16 protein-coding genes and 1 other RNA gene are annotated in these 20698 nt (G+C 73.2%); 6 read left to right on the forward strand and 11 right to left on the reverse strand.

The annotated features are described in order from the left end of the window. Window positions 1–78: 78 nt before the first annotated feature. Window positions 79–1050: a LysR family transcriptional regulator gene (locus tag GV126_RS14300; protein WP_159666401.1), complete on the reverse strand. Its 972-nt coding sequence runs from the start codon at window positions 1048–1050 to the stop codon at window positions 79–81. A gap of 85 nt (window positions 1051–1135) precedes the next feature. Here GV126_RS14300 and GV126_RS14305 point away from each other — a divergent pair, with 85 nt between their 5' ends. Then, window positions 1136–2335, forward strand: coding sequence for an MFS transporter (locus tag GV126_RS14305; RefSeq protein ID WP_159666404.1), 1200 nt, complete (start codon window positions 1136–1138; stop codon window positions 2333–2335). Between the two features lie 149 nt (window positions 2336–2484). Here the strand turns inward: GV126_RS14305 and GV126_RS14310 are convergent, their stop codons facing one another. The 6 genes from GV126_RS14310 to ftsE form a co-directional block, all read right to left on the reverse strand. After that, window positions 2485–3417 (reverse strand): FG-GAP repeat domain-containing protein, encoded by a 933-nt coding sequence (locus tag GV126_RS14310; protein ID WP_236569988.1) that lies wholly within the window; start codon window positions 3415–3417, stop codon window positions 2485–2487. 284 nt (window positions 3418–3701) lie between these two features. Continuing rightward, window positions 3702–4102: a transfer-messenger RNA gene (gene ssrA / locus GV126_RS14315) on the reverse strand. 149 nt (window positions 4103–4251) lie between these two features. Next, window positions 4252–4731: an SsrA-binding protein SmpB gene (gene smpB, locus GV126_RS14320; protein ID WP_159666410.1), complete on the reverse strand. Its 480-nt coding sequence runs from the start codon at window positions 4729–4731 to the stop codon at window positions 4252–4254. 71 nt (window positions 4732–4802) lie between these two features. Next, window positions 4803–5996 carry a S41 family peptidase gene (locus GV126_RS14325; RefSeq protein WP_159666413.1) on the reverse strand — a complete coding sequence of 398 codons (1194 nt, stop codon included), beginning with the start codon at window positions 5994–5996 and terminating at the stop codon, window positions 4803–4805. Window positions 5997–6064: 68 nt separating this feature from the next. Beyond that, window positions 6065–6982 carry a permease-like cell division protein FtsX gene (ftsX, locus tag GV126_RS14330; protein ID WP_159666416.1) on the reverse strand — a complete coding sequence of 306 codons (918 nt, stop codon included), beginning with the start codon at window positions 6980–6982 and terminating at the stop codon, window positions 6065–6067. A 37-nt stretch (window positions 6983–7019) separates the two neighbouring features. Then, entirely contained in the window at window positions 7020–7709 is a 690-nt protein-coding gene (gene ftsE, locus GV126_RS14335; protein ID WP_028421834.1) for a cell division ATP-binding protein FtsE, read from the reverse strand. Between the two features lie 285 nt (window positions 7710–7994). Between ftsE and GV126_RS14340 the strand changes: the two genes are divergently transcribed. Continuing rightward, window positions 7995–8189, forward strand: a complete 195-nt coding sequence (locus GV126_RS14340; RefSeq protein WP_028421833.1) for a hypothetical protein — start codon at window positions 7995–7997, stop codon at window positions 8187–8189. Between the two features lie 173 nt (window positions 8190–8362). Here GV126_RS14340 and GV126_RS14345 read toward each other — a convergent pair whose 3' ends face one another. The 4 genes from GV126_RS14345 to GV126_RS14360 form a co-directional block, all read right to left on the reverse strand. Next, a complete protein-coding gene (locus tag GV126_RS14345; RefSeq protein ID WP_159666419.1) occupies window positions 8363–9283 on the reverse strand; it encodes a hypothetical protein in 921 nt (306 codons plus the stop codon). A gap of 291 nt (window positions 9284–9574) precedes the next feature. Further along, a complete protein-coding gene (gene prfB, locus GV126_RS14350; RefSeq protein ID WP_159666421.1) occupies window positions 9575–10690 on the reverse strand; it encodes a peptide chain release factor 2 in 1116 nt (371 codons plus the stop codon). 86 nt (window positions 10691–10776) lie between these two features. Beyond that, the gene (locus GV126_RS14355; RefSeq protein ID WP_159666423.1) at window positions 10777–12012 is read right to left on the reverse strand and encodes a serine/threonine-protein kinase; all 1236 of its coding nucleotides are present in this window, start codon (window positions 12010–12012) and stop codon (window positions 10777–10779) included. A 263-nt stretch (window positions 12013–12275) separates the two neighbouring features. Beyond that, window positions 12276–14054, reverse strand: a complete 1779-nt coding sequence (locus tag GV126_RS14360; RefSeq protein WP_159666425.1) for a serine/threonine-protein kinase — start codon at window positions 14052–14054, stop codon at window positions 12276–12278. Window positions 14055–14138: 84 nt separating this feature from the next. Here GV126_RS14360 and GV126_RS14365 point away from each other — a divergent pair, with 84 nt between their 5' ends. The 4 genes from GV126_RS14365 (at window position 14139) to GV126_RS14380 (ending at window position 20545) form a co-directional block, all read left to right on the forward strand. Beyond that, the gene (locus GV126_RS14365) at window positions 14139–16685 is read left to right on the forward strand and encodes an FtsK/SpoIIIE domain-containing protein (protein ID WP_438947844.1); all 2547 of its coding nucleotides are present in this window, start codon (window positions 14139–14141) and stop codon (window positions 16683–16685) included. 165 nt (window positions 16686–16850) lie between these two features. Further along, complete coding sequence (locus GV126_RS14370; RefSeq protein WP_159666427.1) at window positions 16851–18251, forward strand: ABC transporter substrate-binding protein; 1401 nt, start codon at window positions 16851–16853, stop codon at window positions 18249–18251. A gap of 108 nt (window positions 18252–18359) precedes the next feature. Next, complete coding sequence (locus tag GV126_RS14375) at window positions 18360–19640, forward strand: carbohydrate ABC transporter permease (protein ID WP_159673687.1); 1281 nt, start codon at window positions 18360–18362, stop codon at window positions 19638–19640. Further along, window positions 19637–20545 carry a carbohydrate ABC transporter permease gene (locus tag GV126_RS14380; protein WP_159666429.1) on the forward strand — a complete coding sequence of 303 codons (909 nt, stop codon included), beginning with the start codon at window positions 19637–19639 and terminating at the stop codon, window positions 20543–20545. The genes GV126_RS14375 and GV126_RS14380 overlap by 4 nt, the downstream gene beginning before the upstream one ends. Window positions 20546–20698 lie beyond the last annotated feature (153 nt).

Here is a 20698-nt window from a genome sequence, read left to right on the forward strand (position 1 = left end):
GCCCGAGCGCCCCCCTGGTCCCACCCTGCTCGGCGCTGATGAACGTACGCCCGCGGGGAACGGCCCATACCGAGAAGCTCAATGGTGAACGGAAATGATCGATTCGTCGATGGCTGGAATCCATCCGTTTTCGGGTCGCCGCAGCCAGCCCTCCGCCGCCGCCAGTTCCGCCGCCGCCCGGCGCACCGCGGCCAGCGCCGGATGCGCCGCCCCCGCGCGCCACACCAGCGACACCGGGCTCAGCGGCACCGGGTCCACGAGCGGCCGGACGACCGTGTGCGGCAGGGCCGGGAAGCCCACCACCGCGAGCACCGGGTGCCCGGTCTTCGCCATCAGCCGCTGGAACTCCTCCACGCCCACCGCGAGCGGGGCGGGCGGCGCGACGGCGATGCCGCGCCCGGCGAAGAGGCGGTGGGCGAGGTCGGTCCACTCCGGGGTGCGCGGGTTGCCGGCGCCGGCGTACACCGTCGTGCCCGCCAGCGCGGACAGCGGCACCCGGGGCAGCTCCGCCAGGGCGTGGTCCTCGGGCAGCACGACCGCCATCGGCTCGTAGCGCACGAGCTGGTGGTCCAGGCGGGCCCGCAGGGCCGGCTCCAGCCCGGCGAACCGGCCGAAGGAGGCGTCCAGCCGACCCGCCAGCAGCTCCGCCGCCGCGCCCGTCAGGCCGCTTTCGTAGCGGGCCATCAACTCGTGCTCGGGGGCCAGTTCACGGGCGCGCAGCAGCACCCGGCGGCCGGTGGCCAGGCCCGGCGAGTTCAGGTCGACCAGCAGCGGCCGGGCCTGCCCGAAGGCGGCCAGCAGCTCGTCCTGGGCCTGAAGGACCCGGCGGGCGGGGGGCAGCAGCCGCTCGCCGTCGGCGGTGAGCGTCACCTGCCGGGTGGTGCGTACAAACAGCTCGGTGCCCAACTCCCGCTCCAGCCGCCGCACATCGCGGCTGAGCGCCTGCTGGGCCACGTACAGCCGGGCCGCGGCCCGCGTGAAGTGCAGCTCCTCGGCGACGGCGACGAAGGCGGCCAGCAGCCGGGGATCGAGGTGGTGAGCGGCGGGCATGCCCGCGAACTTACAACGCGAGTGCGTCGATCGGCGACGAGAAGGTGTTGGACCCCTTGATCGGCTCCCGGCGAGGGTGGATGTCATGCCACCGACGACCACGCAGGCACCCCTGCGCGCCTACCGCCGCCTGTTCGCCCTGCCTGGCACCCGCGCCTTCACCGCCGGGAACCTCATGGCCCGGCTGCCCTCGGGCATGTTCGGCGTCAGCGCCGTCGTCATGATCGCCGGGGCGCGCGGCTCGTACGCCCCCGCCGGCGCGGTGACCGCCACCGGCCCGGCCGCGCCCGCCGTGACCGCCCCGTGGATCGCGCGCCTGGTGGACCGGCACGGCCAGGCCCGCGTCGCCGTGCCCGCCACCGTGTGCGCGGCCCTCGGCAGCCTGGCCCTGCTGCTGTGCGTGCACTACGGCGCCCCCGACTGGACCCTGTTCGCCGCCTACGCCGCCACCGCGACCCCCCCCAACACCGGCGGGATGTCCCGCGCCCGCTGGGCCCACCTGCTCACCGGCGACCCCGCCGCCCTGCACACCGCGAACTCCTTCGAGCAGGCCGCCGACGAGCTGTGCTACATGCTCGGCCCGGTGCTCGCCGCCTTCCTGTGCGGGACGTTCTTCCCGGAGGCGGGCACCCTGGCCGGGGCGGTGCTGCTGGTGACGGGCACGCTGCTGTTCACCGCGCAGCGCGCCACCGAACCGCCGGCCGGGGGCGGCAGCACCGGCAAGGCTCCGCTGCGCGCCCCGGGCATGCCGGCCCAGCTCGCCGTGTGCCTGGCCCTGGGCACGGTGTTCGGCGCGCTGGAGGTCGTCACGGTGGCCTTCGCGGACGACCGGGGGCACCGGTCGGCGGCGGGCGTGGCCCTGGGGCTGCAGGCGGCCGGGTCCTGCCTGGCCGGGCTGGTGTACGGGGCGCTCAGCCCGGCGGGCCCCGCCGCGCGGCGGCTGCCGTGGTGCGTGGCCGCGATGACGGCGCTGATGACCCTGCCGCTGCTGGCCGCCGCCCTGACCGGCTCGATGCTCGCGCTGTCCGGTGCGCTGCTCGTCGCCGGTACGGCGACGGCACCGACCATGGTCACCAACATGGCCCTGGTCCAGCAGCGCACCCCCACAGGCCGCCTCAACGAGGGCATGACCCTTGCGGTGACCGGCCTGCTCGGCGGCATCGCCTGCGGCAGCGCGACGGGCGGCTGGGTGGTGGAGCACCTGTCGCCGACGGCCGGGTACGGGGTGCCGGTGACGGCGGCGGCGGTGGCGCTGGTGATCAGCTGGGCGCGGCGCACCGGGTGACCACGGGGGGACGCGGCCGAGGGGACCGCTTCCCCGGCGCGGAGCGGCAGGGAACGGCCCGCTCCCCTGTATGAGGGGGGCAACGGAACGGGCCGCCCCCGGTGTGGGGGCGGCCCGTCATCGTGCCTGCCTGCAGGCAGGAGGGTCGGTCAGAACAGCAGGCGGTAGGTGTTCCAGCCGCTGTTGCCGATCTTCACCCGGCTCGCGTACGGCGCGGACGCCTTGCCGGTGCCCTTGTACAGGTACAGGGCGCCGGTCTTGTCGCGGGCGATCAGGTCGGTGATGCCGTCGTAGTTGACGTCGCCGACGGAGACCAGGGCGTTGTAGGTGTTCCAGCCGCTGCCGATGCGCGTGCGGGCCTTGAACGGGGCCTTGGACTCGCCGGTGCCCTGGTAGAGCCACAGCACGCCGGAGCTGTCCTTGGCGACGATGTCGTCCTTGCCGTCACCGGTCAGATCGCCCTTGCCGGCAAGGTCGGTGTAGATGTTCCAGCCGCCGCCGACCTTGTAGCGCGGGGTCAGCTTGCCGGTGCCGTAGCCGAGGTACAGCCACAGCGTGCCGGAGCTGTCCCGGGCGAGCAGGTCGTCGGCGGAGGCGCCGCCGAGGTTGCCGGCCGAGAGCAGCCGGTTGTAGATGTTCCAGCCGCCGCCGATGGGCGTAGGAGCGCTGTCCCACTTGGTCCAGGACAGCTCACCGTCGGTGACGTCCCACAGGCCGTCCGACACACCGTCGGCGTTCCCGTCCGCCTGCGTGATGAAGCGGGCGTCCTTCCAGCCGGGGCCGGAGTACTGGCGGGCCTCCAGGCCACCGCTGCCGTTCGCCGGGTAGCCCCAGATGTCGCCGTTGCTGTCGACGCCGTACAGCGCAGTGTCCTGGGAACTGCCGGACTGGATGCCGGAGGTGGCGCTGAACTTCGACACACCCGACGGCTGGGCGTGCGTGGTGGCCTGGGCAGCGGTGCGGCTGGGCGCGTCCGCCGCCGACGCGGCGGACGTACCGGCCGCGACCAGCGCGGCGGCGAGCACCGCCACGGTGCCGCGCGCCACCGCGCGGCGCGCCTTCAGGCCGGAGCTTTTGACCACGTGGGTCCTCCATTGGGTCATGAGAAGGGGCCGTGCGGCCGGGTACGGCCGGCACGACCCGCAGATACCCCGCGATCATGGCAGGCGCCGTTTACCTGCCGAACGGATTTTCCGCGCCCTGTACCGAAGCGGGACGGAAGCGGCACAGAAGTGGGACGGAAGTGCAACAGGAAGGCGTACAACCTTTTCGGTGACCCGTGTGACGTCCGGTCAGGCACACCGGCCGCCCCCATGACAAAGGCCCCGTCGCGCCGGGCGACAGGGCCTTGCCCACATGGGGTGGTGAGTGGAGATGGCGGGAATCGAACCCGCGTCCAACGGTGCAGAATCAGGGCTTCTCCGTGCGCAGTCCGCTTCGCTTTTCTCGGCCCCGGAGATCACGCGGACAAGTCTCCGACGGGCTCAGTCACTGTGTGCTTTCCCTCTTCACCCCGTGACCGGGATCGAGGTTGAGTTCCCTAGCTGATGCCAGGATCCGGGTCGGGAACAGCCCCGGGCTGACACTCCCTTTATAGGAGGCTCGCGATCGCTACCTGAGATCAGGCAGCGAGGGCGAAGGCCTGCTGGGAGGAATCGCGCTTGGTGTTGGCGATTATTTTTTTCGGCCTGTGGTTTACGAGATCATGGCCGCTTCCTCGGCACGCTTCCCCTGCTTCGACAGCCGCTGTCGAAACCGATCATCCCCATGTTGATTTTTCAAACCCTCCGCGGAGGGGGCTCACACCCTTGCGTGAAGGGTGCCGCACCGGCTCGCGGTGCAGGTGCCATCGTACGTGACCAACGCGGGTCCGTGCCAGCTTATTCCCGCCCCCGACGGGGAGGCGGGGCGCCGCCTCAGGCCCGCTGCCGGCGCCGGGCCGCGGCCACCGCGCGGGCCGCCTCGCGGCGGTCCTGCTTCTCGCGGAGCGTCTGCCGCTTGTCGTACTCCTTCTTGCCCTTGGCCAGCGCGATCTCGATCTTGGCCCGGCCGTCCTTGAAGTACAGGGACAGCGGGACGATCGTGTGCCCGGTCTCCTGGGACTTCGACTCCAGCTTGTCGATCTCCACCCGGTGCAGCAGCAACTTCCGCTTGCGGCGGGCGCTGTGGTTGGTCCACGTGCCCTGGCTGTACTCGGGCACGTGCACGTTGTGCAGCCACGCCTCGTGACCGTCCAGTTGCACGAAGCCGTCGACCAGCGAGGCCCGTCCCTGGCGCAGTGACTTCACCTCGGTACCGGTGAGGACCAGCCCGGCCTCGTAGGTGTCGAGGATGTGGTAGTCGTGCCGCGCCTTCTTGTTCTGCGCGATCAGCTTGCGCCCTTTTTCCTTAGCCATAGTGCCGCCCATTTTCGCACTACGGAGGGGGTGTGCGGGAGCGTATTACGGGCGCGGCGGGCGCCCGCGCCCTAGGACGACTCGCCCAGGCCGGCCAGGACCGTCCGGGCCCGGCGCAGCGCGTCGCCGCCCGCGTCCAGGTCGGGGGTGATGCCGTGGCCGTCGACGTCGTGGCCGCCGGGGGTGCGGTAGTGCCCGACGGTCAGCTCGGCGACGGAGCCGCCGGGCAGCCGGCTCGGCATCTGCACCGAGCCCTTGCCGAAGGTCCGCGAGCCCACGACGACCGCGCGGCCGCGGTCCTGCAACGCCCCGGTCAGCAGCTCGGCCGCGCTCATCGTGCCGCCGTCGACGAGCGCGACCAGCGGCCTGGTGGTGTCGCCGCCGCGCCGGGCGTGCAGGGCGTGCTGCCGGCCGTCGGCGTCGTAGGTGGCGACCAGGCCGCCGTCGAGGAAGGCGGAGGCGGTGGCGACGGCCTCGGTGACCAGGCCGCCGGAGTTGCCGCGCAGGTCCAGGATGACGCCGGAGCCGGGCGGGGCCTGGCGCACGGCGGAGCGGACGGTGGCGCCGACGCCCTTGGTGAAGGCGGAGATCCTGACGACGGTCGCGCCGCCGGGGAGCCGTCGCACCGTGACCGGGTCCGTGGACAGGCGCGCGCGCCGCACGGTCTCGGTCCACACCCGGGAGCCGCGCTGCAGCCCCAGGGCGACGGTGGTGCCCGCGGGCGCGTCGTCGGCGTCGCCGCGCAGCAGGGAGACGACCTCGGTGACGGGCAGTCCGTCCACCTTCTCGCCGTCCACGCTGCGCAGCCGGTCGCCCTTGCGGATGCCCGCCTCGGCGGCGGGCGAACCCGGCTGCACCCGGGTGACGTCGATCCGGCCGTCCCGCTCGCGCCGGGCCGACAGCCCGACACCGGTGTAGCGGCCGTCCAGGGCCTCCTGGAACTCCTCGTAGTCGCTGCGGGAGTAGACGGCGGCCCAGCGGTCGCCGCTGCGGCTGACCGCCCGTTCGGCCGCCTCCATGGGGGACTTGCCGTCGGCCAGGGCCTGGGCGGCGGCCCGCGCGACCTCCTGGTGCGCTCCGGCGGGCGCGGCCGCGCCGGCCGAACCGGCGGCGTCGGAGGGGGACTTGCGGGCGGGCCCGGGCAGCGAGCCGGGCAGGGATCCGGTCGCCGCCCCGGTGAGCAGCACGCCCGCGAAGACCAGTGTCAGGGCGGCCCCGGCGCGACTGCGGCGGGGCTGACAGAACAACAGGTCACGGCCTGGCATGGCGGTGAGTCTAGGACAACGGCGAAGGGCCGTACGATGCGTTGCCCGTACGGCCCTTGAGGCGTGTGTCATACCTTCAGATACTTGCGCAGCGCGAAGAACGCGGCGAGCGCGGGCATCAGCAGGCTGGTGGCGAGGATGAGCGGCAGCTTGGTCAGGACGGCGTCCCAGCCGATGAAGTCCACCAGGGTGAGCTTGTGCGCCAGGTCCAGGCCGTGGTCGATGATGAAGTACCGCCCGACCGCCAGGAACGCGCAGGCCAGCGCGCCGCCGATGAGCCCGGCGACGGCGGCCTCGGCGATGAACGGCGCCTGGATGTAGAACCCGGATGCGCCCACCAGGCGCATGATGCCGGTCTCGCGGCGCCGGCTGAACGCCGAGACGCGCACCGTGTTCACGATCAGCATCAGCGCCACCACCAGCATCAGGGTCATCACCGCGCGCGCGGCCCAGTTCATGCCGTTGAGCAGGCCGAAGAGGTTGTCCAGGATGCCCTTCTGGTCCTGCACGGACTGCACGCCGTCGCGCCCGTTGAAGGCGCTGGCGATGACCTGGTACTGCTGGGGGTCCTTCAGTTTGATGCGGTACGACTCCTGCATCTGGTCCGGCGTGATGGAGGAGGCCAGCGGGGAGTCGCCGAACTGCTCCTTGTAGTGCTTGTACGCCTCGTCCTGCGACTCGTACGTGACCTTCTCCACCACCGGCATCTTCTTCAGGTCCGCGAGGATCGCCTTCTTCTGGTCCTCGGTGACCGCGCCCTTGGTGCAGTTCGGATCGTTCTCGGCGTTGCTCTTGTTGCAGAGGAAGATCGAGACGTTGATCTTGTCGTACCAGTAGCCCTTCATCTTCGTGACCTGGTCGCTCATCAGCAGCGACCCGCCGAACAGCGCGAGGGACAGGGCTACGGAGACGATGACCGCGAACGTCATCGTCAGATTGCGGCGGAGACCGACACCGATCTCCGACAGGACGAACTGGGCGCGCATGGCGTGGGGTCAAGCCTTTCCGACGTGGACTCTTCAGTCAGTGCTGGTAGCCGTAGACGCCACGCGCCTGGTCGCGGACGAGGCGGCCCTTCTCCAGCTCGATGACGCGCTTGCGCATCTGGTCCACGATGTTCTGGTCGTGCGTCGCCATCACGACGGTCGTACCGGTGCGGTTGATGCGGTCGAGCAGCTTCATGATGCCGACGGAGGTCTGCGGGTCGAGGTTGCCGGTGGGTTCGTCGGCGATGAGCAGCTTGGGGCGGTTGACGAAGGCCCGCGCGATGGCGACGCGCTGCTGCTCACCACCGGACAGCTCGCCCGGCATCCGGTCCTCCTTGCCGCCGAGCCCGACGAGGTCGAGCACCTGCGGCACGGACTTGCGGATCTCTCCCCGGGACTTGCCGATGACCTCCTGGGCGAAGGCGACGTTCTCGGCGACCGTCTTGTTCGGCAGGAGGCGGAAGTCCTGGAACACCGTCCCCAACTGGCGGCGCATCTGCGGCACCTTCCAGTTGGACAGCCGGGCGAGGTCCTTGCCCAGGACGTGCACCTGGCCGTGGCTGGCCCGCTCCTCGCGCAGGATCAGCCGCAGGAAGGTGGACTTTCCGGAGCCGGAGGACCCCACGAGGAACACGAACTCGCCCTTCTCGACCTCCAGGGAGACGTCCCTGAGGGCGGGGCGGGTCTGCTTGGGGTAGACCTTGGAGACATTGTCGAATCGGATCACGGATGCACCACGGGTCGCCGGGGGTAGATGAGCGTGACCATACGCGAGTCCGGTGTGTGAGCGCAGGCGACGGTGTGGGTTGCGGGATAGTTGTACGTTTTGTCCGCGCCCGGGTCCGGTGCCCGGGGTCTCTTCCGGCCGCGCCGGACCGCCCGGAGCGCCTTCTCCGTCGGTACCTCGGGGGACCCCGCGCTGAAATCCGGGGAACCTGGCATGGTGGAGGAGGGAACGTTCGCGTGCGCGCGAGCGTTGTAGAGGTGGAACCGGTGCAAGGAGGGCGAGCGCATGACGTACGACCGGCTGGTGTGCGCGAACTGCGCGGCGCCCGTGAGCGAGGGCCGGTGCCCCGTGTGCCGTGCGAACCGCGAGCGGCTGCAACAGGAGCACAACTTCTTCGCGGGGCTGAACCCGATGGCACTGATCGCGCTGCTGGCGGTACTGATCGCCGCGGTGGCGCTGCTGGCGCACCAGACCGCGTAGCGCACAGCCGCACAAGCCGCAAGGCGGCGTAGCCGGCCCGGACGGCCCGTCGGGGTGGGCAGGATGGCTGGGCGGCGCGAGGTGAGCAGAAGACCTGCGAAGGGCCCGGAGCCGTGCGGCTCCGGGCCCTCGTCACATCACGCCGAGCGCGTTCCGTAGGGGTACGGCTACGCTCAGGCGGCGGCGCCGCGGCCGCTCATCACACGCGGCAGCAGGCGGAAGCCGATGCCGCCGGCGATCATCGTCGCAGCGCCGACCAGCAGGAACGCGGTCTGCCCGGCACCGGTCTCGGCGAGCTGCTTGCCGTTGCCCTGCGGGGTGGCGTTGCCGGTGTTCGCGGCCGGGGCGGTCGTCCCGGTGTCGGTCAGGGCAGAAGAGCCCTGCTCCTGCGGGACGGTGTTGTTGCCGTCGGGGCTGGTGCCGGAGCCGCTGTCGCCGGAGCCGCTGCCGGAACCGCCGGGGGTGTCGCTGCCGCCGCCCCCGTTGCCGCCATTGCCGCCCTGGTCGCCGGGGCCCCCGCCATTGCCGCCCTGGTCACCACCGTTGCCACCCTGGTCACCGCCGGGGCCACCCTGGTCTCCGCCGTTGCCGCCCTGGCCCCCGCCGGGGCCCCCCTGGTCGCCACCGTTGCCCCCCTGGTCCCCGCCGGGGCCGCCCTGGTCGCCGCCGTTGCCCCCCTGGTCACCGCCGGGGCCCCCCTGGTCTCCGCCATTGCCGCCCTGGTCACCGCCGGGACCGCCCTGGTCGCCACCGTTGCCACCCTGGTCACCGCCGGGACCGCCCTGGTCGCCACCGTTGCCGCCCTGGTCACCGCCGGGACCGCCCTGGTCGCCACCGTTGCCACCCTGGTCGCCACCGTTGCCGCCCTCGTCGCCGCCGTTGCCCTGGTCGTCACAGGTGGGGTCGACGACGATGTCGCAGGTGCCGTCGTCACCGGTCAGGTTGACCTTGGCGGAAATGCCGCTGTCGCCCAGGTCCACACCGATCCCCAGGCCCGCGGCGGAGGCCGCACCCGCGGCGGTCAGCGAGGCGCCTGCGGCGATCACGGCGCCGGCGGCTATCCTCGCGACCCGGATCCGCGTCTTCTTCGTCATGTAGTTGCTACCCCCAGTAGCCGAATCGTCTGTGAGGCCGCGCTCGGGGCCGTGATCGACGGAGGTAGCTGAACGATGGAGCCCCCCGGTTCACATGCGCCCCAGAGATACGCATGCCACGCTTTACCCTTCCCATATTTCAAAGCAACGTCAAGGCCGTTGCGTGCGCGATGTCCGGGTACGCGTTCTTTGCGAGACGAAGAGCGATGTGAGTGTGACGCAAAACCCAGACACCCGGGCACGAAAAAGGCAACTGCCGCCTGAGAGGCGGCAGTTGCCTTGTCGACAAAATTACTTTGCTTGCTGTTCCTGCTGCTTGCGCCAGCGAATACCGGCCTCCAGGAACCCGTCGATCTCGCCGTTGAACACGGCCTCCGGGTTGCCGACCTCGAAGTCGGTCCGCAGGTCCTTGACCATCTGGTACGGGTGCAGGACGTACGAACGCATCTGGTTGCCCCAGGAGTTGCCGCCGTCGCCCTTGAGGGCGTCCATCTTGGCCTGCTCCTCCTGACGGCGCCGCTCCAGCAGCTTGGCCTGCAGAACGGCCATCGCGGTGGCCTTGTTCTGGATCTGGGAGCGCTCGTTCTGGCAGGAGACGACGATGCCGGTGGGCAGGTGGGTGATGCGCACCGCGGAGTCGGTGGTGTTGACGCCCTGGCCGCCCGGACCGGAGGAGCGGTAGACGTCGATGCGCAGGTCGGACTCGTCGATGTCGACGTGGTCGGACTGCTCCACGACGGGCAGCACCTCGACGCCCGCGAAGGAGGTCTGGCGGCGGCCCTGGTTGTCGAACGGGGAGATGCGGACGAGCCGGTGGGTGCCTTGCTCGACGGAGAGGGTGCCGTAGGCGTAGGGCGCCTGCACGGCGAAGGTGGTCGACTTGATGCCGGCCTCTTCGGCGTACGACGTCTCGTAGATCTCGGTCTTGTAGCCGTGCTGCTCGGCCCAGCGCAGGTACATGCGCTGCAGCCGCTCGGCGAAGTCGGCGGCGTCCACACCACCGGCCTCGGCGCGGATGTTGACGAGGGCCTCACGGGCGTCGTACTCGCCGCTGAGCAGCGTCCGGACCTCCATCTCGTCCAGCGCCTTGCGGACGGCGGCCAGCTCGGACTCGGCCTCGGCGCGGGTGTCCGGGTCGTCCTCCTCCTCGGCCATCTCGAAGAGGACCGCGAGATCGTCGATCCTCCCGCGGAGCGCCTCCGCCTTCCTGACCTCGGCCTGGAGGTGGGACAGCTTGCTGGTGATCTTCTGCGCCTCGTCCGGGTTGTCCCACAGGGACGGCGCGGCCGCCTGCTCCTCGAGCACGGCGATGTCTGCCCTCATCCTGTCGAGGTCCAGAACGGCCTCGATCGACTCCATGGTCGAGGAGAGGGACTTCAGCTCTTCGGATACATCGACGACTGCCACGCCTCCAGCGTAACGGCTCCGCCAACCGTGGAACGCCGGGCGAGGCGGTCCCGGGCGCGCGAAGCCGTGCGCGACGACGAAGCCCGCTACGGCGACGGCGGAGCCGAGTGGTGCGCGTCCTGGGGCGCCTGGTCCTCGGAGGTCGCCCACCAGGCGCCCGCGCCCACCGCCGCGACGAGGACCACGCCGGCCACGCCGAGCGTGATCCGGCGGCGGCGGGCGGCGGTGCGGTGACGGGCCGAGCCGGGGCGGGGGGCGCCCGGCGTGCGCGGGGCGCGGGCCGTACCGCGGGCGCCGCCGGCCAGCTCGTCGGGCGCGGGCACCCGCATCGAGGTGTGCGTGTCCCGGTTGGAGTCCGGCTTCGCGCCGGGCACCAGCGGCACCGCGCCCCGGCGGCGGGCCGGGTCCCCGGCCGGCGCCGGGGCCTGCGCGGCCGGCCCCTCCACCGGTTCCTCCGCCGGGTCCGCGTCCGGCTCGTCGACCTCCAGCGGGGGCATGCCCGCGAGCATCGGCAGCAGTTCCCGCAGCCGCGCCGCCAGCTCCGAGGCGCGCAGCCGGGACGCCGGGGCCTTCGCCAGGCACTGCACGATCAGCTGCCACAGCTCGTCGGGGATGCCGGGCAGCGGCACCACCGTCTCCGTGACGTGCCGGCGCAGCACCGCGCCGGGGTGGCCGCCGCCGAACGGCGTGAAGCCGGCCAGCAACTCGTACAAGACCGTGGCCAGCGCGTAGATGTCCACCGCGGCTCGCGGCGGCAGTCCCTCCACGATCTCCGGGGCCAGGTAGTCGGGCGTGCCGATGATCTTCGTCGCGCGGGTGCGCTTGGGCGTGTCGATGAGTTTGGCGACGCCGAAGTCCGTCAGCAGCGCCGGGTGGGCGCCGCCCGGGCCGAGCGGGCCCTGCATGTCCAGCAGCACGTTCTCCGGCTTGACGTCCCGGTGCACGACCCCGGCCGCGTGCGCCGCGGCCAGCCCGTCCGCCACGTCCGCCACGATCGCCACGGCCGCCTCGGGCGCGAGCCGCCGCTCCCGCTCCAGCCGGGTCCGCAGGTCCGTGCCGCGGACCAGGTCCATGACCAGGGCGAGGTCGTTGCCGTCGACCACGAGGTCGCGCACGGAGACGACGTTCGGGTGTTCGAGCCCCAGCAGGGCCGTGCGTTCCTGCACGAAGCGGCCCACGAGTTCCTGGTCGGAGGCCAGGTCCTCGCGCAGCAGCTTGATGGCGACGGGTCCGTCCGGTCCCTCGCCGAGCCACACCGTGCCGGCGCTGCCCCGTCCCAGGATCTGGTGGGCTGTGTACCGGCTGCCGATCTTCCGTGCCAAGACTGCTCCTACAGACGCGTGTTGCCGACAAAGCTACGCGTCCGGCGAGCCGACCTTCACCGCGGAGACGGAAATCACCCGCCGGGTGTCGACAAATCTCCAGACTCGTCGCCCGTGCCCCGCACAGTCCGTCGCCGGTGTCCGCAACCGCCGGCGCCGGACGGCGTGCCTCAGCCGTACCGGGCGGCGTACCCGGGCTGCTGCTCGGGGACGCGCCTCAGCTGCCGCCGGGGGCGCATCTCAGCTGCCGCCGGGGACGTGCCTCAGTTGCCGCCGCCCAGGTCCTTCACCCAGCCGGCCGCCGTGCTGACCCAGGAGGTCAGCTGGTCCCAGTAGCCCTTGCCGGTGCCGATCCAGTCCTGCAGCGGGCTCAGCTCCCACACCAGCCAGCTCGCGACGAACAGGATGACGATGGTGAACAGGCAGCCCTTCAGGCAGCCCAGCCCGGGGATCCTCATCGGGTTGGCACTGCGCTGCCGGGGCGGCCGCGGCTCGCGGGCCGGCCGGCGCGGCTCGGGCGCGGGCGGCGGCGCGTACCGCTCGGGCTGCCGGGTCTGGCGGCGCGGCGCGGCCGGCGGGGCGTACTGCTGCGGCTGCTGCGGCTGCTGCTGCTGGCGGCCGTAGCCGGGCTGCGGCTGCTGCGGCTGCTGCTGGGGCCGGGCGACCTGCCGCTGGGGGCGGCGGCGCAGCGGGTCCTCGCTCGGGTCGAGGTACTGGATCTGCGTCTGCTCGTTGCGGTCGCGGGCCGCGCGCAGCTGCGTCTGCCAGGGGTGCGGCTGCTCGGGCTGCTGCCCCTGGCCCTGTTGCCCCTGCCCGGGGGCCTGTCCCGGTCCCTGCGGTCCGCCGCCGGGCGGGCCCGGCGGCATGGGCGGCATCACGCGCGTGGGGTCGGCCGCGCCGTGCTGGGGCAGGACGGCGGTCGGATCGGCCGCGCCGACGGGACCGCCCGGACCCGCCGGACCAGCGGCAGCCGCCGGATCGCCCGGGCCGCCGGTGTGGGGCAGGACGCTGGTGGCGGCGTTCGGGTCGTACGCCCCGGCCGGACCCATCGCGCCCGCCGCGCCGTGCGGCAGCACCTGCGTCGGGTCGGCGGCGCCGGGCACCCCGTCCGGGGCGGGCACGGGTGCGGGCGCCGGGTCGGGCGCCAGCAGCGCGCCGACGCCCTCCGCGGCGGCGATCTGCGCCGCGGTGGCGTGCACGCCCACGCCCTCGGCGACGACCCGCAGGGCACGGGCGAGGTTCTCGGCGCTGGGCCGCTCCTCGGGGGTCTTGCGCAGGCAGCGCTCGATCACCGTCCACAGCGGGTCGGGGACGGTCGAGGGGCGGCGGGGCTCGGCGCTCAGGTGCTGGTGCAGCACCTCCAGCGCGCTGCCGCCGGAGAACGGCGGCCGGCCGGTGACCAGCTCGTACAGCAGGATGCCGGCGCCGTAGATGTCCACGGCGGAGGTCTGCGGGCGGCCCTCGGCGGACTCCGGCGCGACGTAGGCGGGCGTGCCGACGAACTCGTGGGTGCGGGTCAGGCCCGGGGAGTCGGCCAGGCGGGCGATGCCGAAGTCGGTGAGCATCGGGTGCATCTCGCCGCCGTCCTGCTGGAGCAGGACGTTCGCCGGCTTCAGGTCGCGGTGGACGACGCCGTCGGCGTGGCTCGCGGCGAGCGCGTCGGCGATCTGCGCGGTGAGCAGCGCGGCGGCCACCGGCGTGAAGGTGCCGTTCTCGCGCAGGTAGCGGTGCAGGTCGGGGCCGTCGACGAGGTCCATGACCAGCGCCAGCAGGTCGCCCTCGACCACCAGGTCGCGGACCCGGACGATGTTGGGGTGGGTGAGCCGGAGCAGCACGGACCGCTCGCGCAGGAACCGCATGACGACGTCGGCGTCGTTCGCCAGCTCTTCCTTGAGGACCTTGATCGCCACGGTCTCGCCGGGCTGACCGGGCACGGCCGCCTCGGCGCCCGCGGTCTCCCGCTGGCGGGCTCGCCAGACGGTCCCGGTGGCACCGCGCCCGAGCGGCTCCTCCAGGAGGTACTTGCTGCCTACCGGCCGCACGTCATGTGCTCCCTGTGCTTGCTTGCCTGGTCCCCCGCGCCGCCCTGAGGCGCCCGGCGCGGGTGTTCCGACCCACTGTAGGGCGTGCCCCGAAGGTCCCGCCCGCCCCGCGCTCCCGTCCCCGGGGCGGGCGGGACCTTCGGGGCACGCCCTACAGTCGCCCCGCACCCCCTCAGCCCCGTCACCGACCCGTACGAGGCCCACACCGACCCGTACCAGGCCCACGGCCCCGAGGACGCCGACGGTCACGACGGCACCGGCCGCCGCAAGGGCACGCCCCTGCGCGGCACCGACGCCCCCCAGGGCCTGCGCCGGCGCGGCGGGCTCGGTGCCTGGGCGCGTCGCCTGGCCGGGGGGCGCGGACAGGGCCCGGAGGGCCGCGGCGGGACGGACGACGGCACGGACCCGGGCGGCCCGGAGCAGGAGGTGCCCGGCCGGGTGCCGGCCGCGTCGTCGCCGGAGACCTGGCCGGACCCGGCGGCGCTGCTGCTGACCGCCCTGGGCCCGGGCCCCCGGCTGTGGGAGCGCGGGCCGGACCACCCGGAGGCGCTGACGGTGCGGCTGGGCACGGCCGACCGCCCGGCCGCCGACGGCTCGGGGCGGCTGCTGCCCGCGGTCGCGGTGACCGCCGGGCTGCGCGAGGTGGGCGCGCTGGGCCTCGCCGGGCCGCGCGCCCGCCTGTCCGGGCTGGCCCGCGCGGTGCTGGCCCAGCTCGCCGCGCTGCACTCGCCGGACCTGCTGGAGATCGTCCTGGTGAGCGCGGACCGGGCCCGCCCGCTCCAGGAGCGCACGGCGGAGTGGTCCTGGCTCGGCTGGCTGCCCCATGTGCGGCCGCGGCACGGCCAGGACTGCCGGCTGCTGCTGGCCTTCGACCGCGACCAGGCCGCGGCCCGCACCGAGGAACTGCTGCGCCGCCTGGACGACCACCTCGCCGATCCCCGGGGACACCACCGGCCCCCGGCGGCCGGGGCCGCCGGCCACCGCCCCTCATGGGCCCAGGGCGACGCCGCGGCGGACGCCGCCGACCCGCGCCCGCGACCCGGGCCGTACACGGTGGTGGTCGTGGACGGCGACCCCGGCGGCGCCCCGGCGCGGGAGGCGCTGGCGCGACTGGCCTTGGAGGGTCCGCGGGCCGGGATCCATGTGGTGTGCCTGGCCGAGGCGGCGCCCGCCTCGCCCGCGTCGCCGGTGGCGGAGTCGTACGCGGCGGCCTGCGCGGCCGCGCCGGTGTTCCGCGCGTGCGGGGCGGTGGCGCTGCTGAGCGGGGACGTGGCGACGGCGCTGCGACTGATGCGGGTGGCGCCCTCGGGCGCCGGGGAGCGGGGGCCGGTGGCGCCCGGCACGGTCGCCGTGGTGGACGCCGTCTCCCCCGCGTGGGCCGAGCGGTTCGCGCGGGCGCTGGCGCCGCTGCGGCCGGCGGCGGAGGCGGCAGGTGCGCGGCCCGCGCGCGTGTCGGCGCCGCTGCCGCTGACGGCGCGGCTGCTGGACGAGCTGGGGCTGGCCCGGGCCACTCCGGCGTCGCTGCAGGCCCGTTGGGCGGACGCGGCCGACGACGCCCGGACGCTGGGCGGGCGGGCCTGGGCGATACTCGGGGCCGGTCCGCGCGGCCCGGTCTGCGCGGATCTGGTGGCCGACGGCCCGCACCTGCTGGTGGAGGGACCGGCGGGCAGCGGCCGTACGGAGCTGCTGCGGTCGGTGGTGGCCTCGCTGGCCGCCGCCGAGCGCCCGGACCGCCTCGGCATGGTCCTGGTGGACGGCCGGGACGGCACCGGGGCGGCCGACGGGCCCGGCGACGGTCTGCGGGTGTGCACGGACGTGCCGCACGTCACCACGCATCTAGCCGCCAACGACCCGGTGCGCATGCGGGAGTTCGCACAGTCGCTGACCGCGGAGCTGAAGCGGCGGGCCGAACTGCCCGGGCGGGTCGACTTCGCCGAGTGGCACACCCGGCGGGAGGTGTCCGGCCGGATCGTCGCCCAGCGCACCGCCCAGGGCCGCGCGCCGTCCGCGCCGCCGCCGGTGCCGGACGGCTCCGGCGCGGCGGATCTGGACGCCCCGCCCAGTTCCACGCTGCGGCTGCGCCCGGCCCGGTCGAGGGCGGAGGCGGAGGCGGCGCCGCCGCTGCCGCGGCTGGTGGTGGTCGTCGACGACCTGGACGCGCTGGTCTCGCCCGCGCTGGGCTCGCCGGGGCGGCCCGCGGCCGGGTCGGTGGTCCGCGCGCTGGAGGCGGTGGCCCGGGACGGCGGGCGGCTCGGTGTGCACCTGGTGGCGGCGACCGCGCCCGGGGGCCGTACGGAGCAGACCGAACCGGTGCGGCGGGCCGCGCCGCGGGGCACGCTGGAGACGCCGGGCTCCGGCCCGGAGCAGCCGGCGCCGGGGCGCGGCCGGCTGACGGACCCGGACGGCCGGGTCACGCCGTTCCAGGGCGGCCGGGTCACGGGGCGCATCCCGCGGACGGCGACGCAGCGGCCCACGGTGGTGCCGCTGCAGTGGGAGCGCATGGGCGACCCGCCGACCCGCCGCTCGGTGCGGGAGTTGGGCAACGGCCCGACCGATCTGGCCCTGCTGGCGAGCGCGTTGGAGCGGGCGGCCCGGGAGGTGTCGGCCGCGCGGGTCCCGTCTCTGCTCTGACCTCGTCGGCCCGAGCGGCCGTACCGCGTCTGACCGGGAGTCACGACGTGGTCACGATCTTGCGGTTGACACCGTGGGCGCTCTTGCCGACGTCCGGACCTGGGCGTACACCAGAGCGCACGGACAGCGCTCGGACGTTCGACGAGGACGAAGAACGGGGCAGTGATGCACAGCACGAGCACGACCATCCGGACACACCGGACGAGCAGGGCCGCCAAGGCCGCGGCGGCCGTCGCCGCGGGGGCACTGGCCCTGTCCCTGACCGCGTGCGGCGGTTCCGACGACGACAAGAGCGGCGGCGGCGACAAGAGCGGCGGGGCCACCGCGAGCGGCAGCACCGTCACCCTGCCCAAGCTGAACGGCGCACACCTGGAGGTCGCCGCCGTGTGGACCGGCGGCGAGCAGAAGAACTTCAAGCAGGTGCTCGCGGAGTTCGAGAAGCGCACCGGCGCCCAGGTCACCTTCGTCCCCGCCCAGGACCCGATCATCAACTTCCTCGGTTCGAAGGTCGCGGGCGGCCAGCCGCCGGACGTGGCGCTGCTGCCGCAGCCGGGCGCCATCAAGCAGGCCGTGGACAAGGGCTGGGCCAAGCCGCTCGGCCCGGAGGCGCAGGCGCAGCTGGCCAAGAACTACTCGCAGGGCTGGCAGGACATCGGCAAGGTCGACGGCAAGCAGTACGGGGCCTACTACAAGGCCGCCAACAAGTCGCTGATCTGGTACAACGCGAAGGTCTTCGAGAACGCGGGCGCGAGCGAGCCCAAGACCTGGAAGGACCTGCTGACCACCGCGCAGACCGTCTACGACTCCGGGGTCACCCCGTTCTCCGTGGGCGGCGCCGACGGCTGGACGCTCACCGACTGGTTCGAGAACGTCTACCTGTCCCAGGCGGGCCCGGAGAAGTACGACCAGCTCGCCCAGCACAAGATCAAGTGGACGGATCCGTCGGTCAAGCAGGCCCTGACCACGCTGGCGCAGATCTGGTCGAAGAAGGACTACCTCGCGGGCGGCCCGCAGGGCGCGCTGCAGACGGAGTTCCCGGTGTCCGTCACGCAGACCTTCTCCGGCGGCGACCAGCCGAAGGCCGGCATGGTCTTCGAGGGCGACTTCGCGCAGGTCAACATCGGGGAGACCAAGGCGAAGGTGGGCACGGACGCGAAGGTGTTCCCGTTCCCGGCCGTGGGCGCGAACGCGCCGGTGGTCTCCGGTGGTGACGCGGCGGTGATCCTGAAGGACTCCAAGGCGGCGCAGGCGCTGGTGACCTTCCTGGCCTCCTCCGACGCGGCCACGATCCAGGCGAAGCTCGGCGGGTACCTCTCCCCGAACAAGAACGTGCCGAACTCGGCGTATCCGAACGAGGTCCAGCGCAAGATCGCCCAGGCGCTGATCGCCTCGGGCGACAACTTCCGCTTCGACATGTCCGACCAGGCCCCGCAGGCCTTCGGCGGCACCCCCGGCAAGGGCGAGTGGAAGGACCTGCAGGACTTCCTGAAGAACCCGGGCGATGTCGCGGGCACCCAGGCGAAGCTGGAGAAGGACGCGGCGGCGGCCTACGGCAACGGGAGCTGAGCCGACGATGACCGGACACCGCGCAGGAGGCCGGCGATGACGTCGGCAGCCGCTTCGGGCGTCGCCAAGGCACCGGCGGCGCCCGGCGCCCCCCGGCGCCGCAGGAGCGTGACCGGCACCCGCCGCTGGGTGGCGGCGCTGTTCCTGCTGCCCGCGCTGGTGCTGCTGGGCGCGCTCGTGGTCTACCCGATCGGGTACTCGATCGTCCGCAGCCTCTACGACAACTCCGGCGACCACTTCGCCGGATTCGACAACTACCGGGCGCTGTTCACCGACGACGGCATCCGCACGGCGCTGAAGAACAACATCATCTGGGTGGTGTTCGCACCGACCGTCGCCACCGCCCTCGGCCTGGTCTTCGCGGTGCTCACCGAACGGGTGCGCTGGGGCACGGCGTTCAAGCTGGTCGTCTTCATGCCGATGGCGATCTCGATGCTGGCCGCCGGGATCATCTTCCGGCTGGTGTACGACCAGGACCCCGACAAGGGCGTGGCGAACGCGGTGTGGACGGGCGTCCACGACACGTTCGCGCAGTCGTCGGCGTTCCCGAAGGCCCACCCGGGCCGCAACTCGCCGCTCAGGCCCGACCACGGCGGCTTCGTCACCACCGGCCCGGTGCACACGGGCCAGGCGGTCGCCCTGCCGCTCGTGGGCGTGGCCCCCGACCTGATGCCCGACAGCGCGAAGAAGGCCCGCCAGGCGAGCGCGGAGCCGGGCAGGATCACCGGCACCACGTGGCAGGACTTCACGCGCGGCAAGGGCGTCGGCAGGCTCGGCGCGGTGGACCCCTCCGAGCTGGGCTATCCCGGCATGAAGATCGAGGCGGTCAAGGACGGCAAGGTCGTGGCGACGGCGAAGGCCGCCGCCGACGGCACGTTCACGCTGCCTGCCAAAGCCGACGGCGCCGTGCTGCGGCTGCCGGCGAGCAACTTCAAGGAGCCGTACAACGGCGTGGACTGGCTGGGTCCGACGCTGGTGACGCCCGCCGTCATCGGGGCGTACGTGTGGATGTGGGCCGGGTTCGCGATGGTGCTGATCGCGGCCGGGCTCGCGGGGGTGCCGCGGGAGCTGCTGGAGGCCGCCCGGGTGGACGGCGCCAACGAGTGGCAGGTCTTCCGCCGGGTGACGGTGCCGCTGCTGGCGCCGGTGCTCGCGGTCGTCGTGGTCACCCTGATGATCAACGTGCTGAAGATCTTCGACCTGGTGTTCATCATCGCCCCGGGCTCCTCCCAGGACGACGCGAACGTGCTGGCGCTGGAGCTGTACCGCAAGGGCTTCTCCGAGGGCCGGCCGGGCGTGGCCAGCGCCATCGCGGTGTTCCTGCTGGTGCTGGTGATTCCGGTGATGCTGTTCAACATGCGGCGGCTGCGGCGGGAGGTGCGGCGATGACTGCGGAGGCCGGGGTTCTTCCCACCGCGGCGGCGAGCGAGCCGGTCAAGGCGCGCAGGTCGCTGGGCTCCCGTCTGGCGGAGGCCGTCAGCGGCGGCGCGGTGCGGGTCTTCCTGATCGTCGTGGGCCTGTTCTGGCTGGTGCCGACGATCGGGCTGCTGCTGTCGTCACTGCGCTCCCCGCAGGACATGAGCGGCAGCGGCTGGTGGACCGTGTTCACCAAGCCCTCGCAGCTGACCTTCGACAGCTACAGCAAGCTGCTGGAGAACGGCGACATCACCAACTCCCTGCTGAACACCGTCCTGATCACCGTCCCGGCGACGGTCCTGGTGGTCGTGGTCGGCTCACTGGCGGGGTACGCGTTCGCGTGGATGGACTTCCCCGGGCGCGACTGGTGGTTCCTGGCGGTGGTCGGGCTGCTGGTGGTGCCGGTGCAGGTGGCGCTCATCCCGATCGCCGAACTGTTCGGCAAGATCGGCCTGTTCGGCACGATCTTCGGTGTGGTGCTGTTCCACACCGGGTTCGGGCTGCCGTTCGCGGTGTTCCTGCTGCGGAACTTCTTCGCGGAGATCCCCCGCGAACTGCTGGAGGCGGCCCGGCTCGACGGCGCTGGTGAACTGCGCCTGTTCGCCCGGGTGGTGATGCCGCTGGGCGGGCCCGCGATCGCGAGCCTGGGCATCTTCCAGTTCCTGTGGGTGTGGAACGACATGCTGGTCGCGCTGGTGTTCACCAAGTCCGGCACCCAGCCGATCACGGTGGCGCTGCAGACCCAGGTGCGCCAGTTCGGCAACAACATCGACGTGCTGGCGCCCGGCGCGTTCATCTCGATGGTGATCCCGCTGGCGGTGTTCTTCGCCTTCCAGCGGCAGTTCGTGTCCGGGGTGATGGCGGGCGCGGTCAAGTAGGCGGCGCCGCGGGGCGACCAGGGGGCGGGCCGGCGTCGGCCCGCCCCTCTTTCCGTGCGCTGCCCCTTCTTTCCGTGCGCTGCCCCTTCTTTCCGTGCGCTGCCCCCTCTTTCCGTGCGCTGCCCCCTCCCCTTCGCGCCCGCGGTCCTCCCC

Origin of the sequence: Streptomyces mexicanus, assembly GCF_902506575.1 — a bacterium.
GTDB lineage: Bacteria > Actinomycetota > Actinomycetes > Streptomycetales > Streptomycetaceae > Streptomyces > Streptomyces mexicanus.